This is a genomic window from Tamlana sp. 2_MG-2023, from assembly GCF_030548465.1.
Lineage (GTDB): Bacteria > Bacteroidota > Bacteroidia > Flavobacteriales > Flavobacteriaceae > Pseudotamlana.
The window spans coordinates 1-5,219 of the sequence record NZ_JAUOSF010000028.1 but is presented as its reverse complement, the minus strand read 5'-3'; the positions used below and the strand labels follow the sequence as shown (position 1 = coordinate 5,219).

The window sequence follows — 5,219 nt, the reverse complement described above, 5'->3', positions numbered from 1 at the left end:
GCCCTAACTAAGGTATCTTACTAGGTTTTAGTTTCCTTCACTAGTAGATTCACTAGCTACACTCATAGAAATTACCATCTCACAAAACCTAAGCTTTTTTTATAAGTTTTACCGGGATACTCCTTATAAATTCGTAATAGAAAGCAGCTTTTCACATGACCTTATTTAGTTCATGTTCCTATTGTGCACAATAACACTTTCCAGTGAAACCACTATCTGGAATCAAATCTTTTTTGTGTAACCAAAACATTAATATTATGAGAATATCAATAAAAATTTTCGCATTATCATCTTTTCTTATTTGCTGCCTATTTTCTTGTACACCAACGACTGAAATAGCAGAAAACTCATCTTCTGATACTTTTGCTACAGGTGGAGATTCCAGTGCTCATCCTGACAATGATAGAGATGAAGAGGATGAAAATTAACAAAAATTAAATTCTTTCACAAATTACAGCCTTTAACCTACAAAGTTAAAGGCTTTTTCTTATATTTAGAATTTAGCCCTATAGTAAAGTGAAGATTACCACTAGAATATATAGCTCTTCTTCACTCCTTTTCTGTAATCTCTTTTGGATCTTAATCTTAGTAAATTGTTCTGATACCAGTTTGCAAAAACAAAAAGTCGAAAACAAAAAAGGAGACAGTATTACGTACCTGATACAAAAAATAAAAACAACCCAACTTAGCACTTCTGAAAAAAGCACACTACTTCATAAGGCTTTTGAATATAGACAAAAGTCACCAAAACAGGTTGTTTCATCTAGAAAATTAAATGACATTGCTTATGAAAGCCATAAAAATGGAGATTCTATACTTTTTATAAAGTCGGCAAATAGCGCCATGAAACATGCTGTTCAAATGAAGGACACCAATAACATTGCAGACATGCATTGGATATATGGAGCCTTTCATTTAAAAAATTTAAGTTATGATAGTTCTTATTATCATTATCAAAAGGCAAGAAAATTATTTAATAATAAAGGTAACACATATTTAGCAGCACGTATGCAATACAATATGGCTTTTATTTTATGTAGACTTAGAGATTACACAGGTGCTGAAGTATACCTTTTTCAAGCCATTGAAATATTCACAGCATTAAATAAAAACAAACAATTATATCAATGTTACAACCTTCTTGGTATTGTATATGAAGAACTCGAAGAATTTCAGAAGTCTATCTCCTATCATAATAAAGCACTAAAACACCTAGAAAAACTAAAAGACAAATCTTTTTTTTTACAAGACAGCTATAATAATATTGGCCTAATATATCAAAAACAAGGTGACTACAATCAATCTATTTCATACTTCGAAAAAGCCTTAAAAACACAAGGTTTACGAGCAAGAGATCCTATACTATACGCTAGACTTACAGATAATAAAGCCTACAGCAAATACAAAATTAATGATAACCACATGCTCCCTAAAGCATTCTATGAGGCACTTCATATTAGAGATAGCATGCAAGATATTTTAGGTGTTATCATGAGCCGATTTCACTTAGCCGAGTACTACGCTAAGCAGAAGGACACAAGCATGGCTCTAAACCAGGCACGCAAAGCACATTTCTTATCTAAAAAAATAAAAAACAACAGAGATATTCTGGAATCATTAGAGTTATTAGCTCTTCTCGACTCTAAAAATAAAGGCACTTTTCTTAAACAATACATTAGCCTTAATAAGACATTCCAAACTCAAGAACGGCATACGCGTAATAAATTTATGAGGATTCAATATGAAACTGACCAATATATAGCTCGAAACAAAGAACTATCAGCCAGAGTAGCTTGGGTTTTTCTTACTGGAACTATCTTAATAATGTGTATCATTTTAGTCTTTTTCATTTTAAGACAAAGATCCAAAACTAAACTACTTGTATTAGAAAGCAATCAACAAAATGCTAACGAACAAATTTATCGTTTAACACTTCAAAAGCAAGAAAAGCTGCAACTTGGCCGCAACCAAGAACGAATCCGAATAGCAGAAGATTTACATGATAGTATATTAAGTGATCTTTTTGCTCTAAGGATGGCCTGGTCATACCTCAATGTTGAAGATAAAAATAAGGGTGCCCAAAAACACCAGACTTACCTGAACGAACTTCAAGATATTGAAAGAAAGATACGAGAACTTTCACATGAGTTAAAACACAACCTCATAGAACACCCAATTGACTTCATTGCTTTAGTCGAAAATCTTATGGTAAAGAGAAGTCATCTCGGGAAGTTCAAGTATGCTTTTTACCATGATGACGAAATTCCTTGGGAACAAGTCGACAACTTTATTAAGGTTAATCTATACCAGATTATTGAAGAATGTCTCCAAAACTGCCTTAAGCATGCAGAAGCTTCCTTATTTTCACTCGCCTTTACACAGCGAAAAAGCCGGTTAATTCTAAAAGTATCAGACGATGGGAAAGGTCAAACCAAAATCAAAAAATCAGGTATAGGTCTTAAAAATATAGCTTCTCGTACAAAAAAAATGAATGGAACTTATCAATTAAAATCCATCCCCAAAAAGGGTACACATATAACCATAAGCATACCTTTAAAACCACGTAATTTATGACAAACAATCACTATCTCATACTTCTAGTCGATGACCATCCGCTTATTACTTCTTCTTTTCAAAGTGCTTTTAAAACCATAGAAAAGAAAAAGCAAACTCAATTTAAAATTGAAACCGCTCATAGTTTTCAACTGGCCATAACTGCTCTAATTAAAAACACTTATGATGTCGTTTTTCTCGATGTTCAGATGCCTTCCTTAGAATCAGAAAACATATTTTCAGGAGAAGATCTAGGAAGTAGAATACGGACACAGCACCCTAATACTAAAATAGTCACAGTAACCACGTTTAATGATAACTATCGTATCCATAGTATCATTGAACAAATTAGTCCAGATGGTTTTCTTATTAAAAATGACCTTACCCCTGAAGAATTAGAACTTGCTATTGAAAAGGTATTGCTCGATCCACCATATTATAGTAAAACAGTTATTCAGTCTATGCGAAAATATATTAGTAATGATTTCATTTTAGACAAAACCGATAGAGAACTCTTATATTATTTATCCAGAGGTGCTTCTCTCTCTGCAATTGCCGATCAATTATCCTTATCTCGAGCTGCCATAGCTAAAAGAAAGCAGCATTTGAAAGAAGTTTTTAATGTAGAAGGTAGTGAAAACATTGAGTTACTGGAAAAAGCCAGAAAAAAAGGCTTTATTTAACACAAAAAACCCCCATTCTAATACCAGACATATTACATTAAATTTTAAAATAACAGTTTACAAATTATATATTTTTTTTATCCATTTCATCTACCGCACTATTTAATATATCCTCTAATTTTACATCACATAATTTCTTCCGGCTTTACATTTAATTTAACTTTCTATGACACGACGCCGGTCCTACCCTATATTTTTAAAAGAGATCATCTGTTTCCTGTTCATCTTTTTGTTTTCCTATGCTGCTATTAGTAAACTATTAGATTACTCCTTGTTTAAAATTCAACTTGGACAGTCACCCTTGTTAACCGCTTTTGCCGGATGGGTTGCTTGGGTGATACCATCTATTGAGCTAATCACAGTAATCATGTTGGTAATTCCAAAACTGAAGCTAGTGGCTCTATACGGCTGTTTAAGTTTAATGAGCTTGTTTACCTGGTACATTTTTGCCATCCTTAATTTTAGCGAATATGTACCCTGCTCCTGTGGAGGAATTTTGGACAAGCTAGGATGGCAGGAACATTTGGTCTTAAATATCTCATTCATCATCCTTGCGATTATTGGAATTCTGATTCCAGCTCCAACCTTAAAACACATTCATTATATATAAAAGTTATTAAAAATTCAATTGTACAGTTGATTAAGGGGAACCGAAAACCTTAAAAAGAGTAGGACTAATTTTTAAATCTTAAAATCATGAAAAAATTAAAAATCATGTTAGCTAGCGCTACATTTCTTTTCGCATTTGTAGCTGCTTTTGCCAGTAAAAACGCATCTTCTATTGATGCATTTAGCCAGTATTATGTAAAGGATGGTAGCCATTGTGAACCTACCAATTGTAATCCAATAAATACCGGTGAGGCATGTGAATTCAATGTGTATGAGCCAGATGTCCTAAATCAATGCGCTACACCAGTAATATCCCCTACATATCGCCCTAATTAATTAACAACAGAAGGAACAAGGAACTCCCCTGTTCCTTCTTTAATTATTCTTAAATGAAAACTAAACTAATATGTATTGCCTGCAGTATTATATCAAGCTTACTAATAATCAGTATGCTATATTTTTTATCGAGGCGTACTAATAATAACACAGGTCAATTTTACAGACATTTTCCTCCCCATTATTTAACTAAATTAACTACCAAACCATTAAACGGAGCTACCGCCTATATTACAGGTGTGGATCGTGAAACTCTATATATCGGATATAGCAATACCCCTTTTACTTTTAGTCATTATCAATGGGATAAAAATCAAATTAAAACGGACTCCATTGATATTAAATCTCCTAGACCTATAGCATGGAAAGCTCTTAAAAGTCAATGTTTTAATAATAAACTGTACTTCTTTGAAGGTATAACTCCTAACATTTTTGAACATGATTTAGATACTAAAAAAATTATTAGAACAAATTTTGGAAATACCCCTTTTACTAATTTACTTGCAGTTTCACCATCCCATTTTTTATTAAAGACCTATGCACCTGAGCTTAAACAACAAGTCATTGCTAACTTCACCCTACCCTCTAAAAAACTAGACATACCTTCTATAAATTTAGTAAAACAAATAGATGGTTTCTTTTGTACTGATGGTGAATTAAAATTTAATAAAGCTAACAACCTTGTCTTGTATACATACCGCTACCGAAATGAATTTCTGGTTTTTGATTCCAATCTAAAGTTGTTATCTGTTCAAAACACTATTGATTCAAATGCTAAAGCAAAACTACATGTTGAAAGCATAAAAGATCAAGGAAAGGAAACCTTAAAACTAGCTTCACCACCATATATCGTAAATAAAAAAACTTACACAAATGACAACTGGTTGTTTGTAAATTCCAATATTATTTCAAAAAATGAATCTTCAGAATCGTTTAATTCGAAATCTGTCATTGACATTTATGACTTGAAAAGCGGGAATTATAAATATAGCTTTTATATCCCTGCTTATAAAGGCAGTAAAATGAAAGATTTTGCCT

General features: G+C 32.4%; 6 protein-coding genes. All 6 read left to right on the top strand.

Annotated features, from left to right (window positions below; genetic code table 11):
- Window positions 1-257: 257 nt before the first annotated feature.
- A complete protein-coding gene (locus Q4566_RS16885) occupies window positions 258-428 on the top strand; it encodes a hypothetical protein (RefSeq protein WP_303423734.1) in 171 nt (56 codons plus the stop codon).
- A 181-nt stretch (window positions 429-609) separates the two neighbouring features.
- A complete protein-coding gene (locus Q4566_RS16880) occupies window positions 610-2,574 on the top strand; it encodes a tetratricopeptide repeat-containing sensor histidine kinase (protein WP_303423732.1) in 1,965 nt (654 codons plus the stop codon).
- The gene (locus Q4566_RS16875; RefSeq protein WP_303423729.1) at window positions 2,571-3,236 is read left to right on the top strand and encodes a response regulator transcription factor; all 666 of its coding nucleotides are present in this window, start codon (window positions 2,571-2,573) and stop codon (window positions 3,234-3,236) included. The genes Q4566_RS16880 and Q4566_RS16875 overlap by 4 nt, the downstream gene beginning before the upstream one ends.
- A 166-nt stretch (window positions 3,237-3,402) precedes the next feature.
- Entirely contained in the window at window positions 3,403-3,846 is a 444-nt protein-coding gene (locus tag Q4566_RS16870; RefSeq protein WP_303423727.1) for a MauE/DoxX family redox-associated membrane protein, read from the top strand.
- Between the two features lie 86 nt (window positions 3,847-3,932).
- A complete protein-coding gene (locus Q4566_RS16865; RefSeq protein ID WP_303423725.1) occupies window positions 3,933-4,181 on the top strand; it encodes a DUF6520 family protein in 249 nt (82 codons plus the stop codon).
- Between the two features lie 113 nt (window positions 4,182-4,294).
- On the top strand, window positions 4,295-5,219 hold a 925-nt coding region (locus Q4566_RS16860; protein WP_303423723.1), incomplete at its 3' end, for a hypothetical protein.

Coding starts and splice junctions, on each gene's coding strand:
- Q4566_RS16875 (WP_303423729.1), top strand. CDS start 2,571: ATGACAAACAATCACTATCTCATACTTCTAGTCGATGACCATCCGCTT.
- Q4566_RS16870 (WP_303423727.1), top strand. CDS start 3,403: ATGACACGACGCCGGTCCTACCCTATATTTTTAAAAGAGATCATCTGT.
- Q4566_RS16885 (WP_303423734.1), top strand. CDS start 258: ATGAGAATATCAATAAAAATTTTCGCATTATCATCTTTTCTTATTTGC.
- Q4566_RS16865 (WP_303423725.1), top strand. CDS start 3,933: ATGAAAAAATTAAAAATCATGTTAGCTAGCGCTACATTTCTTTTCGCA.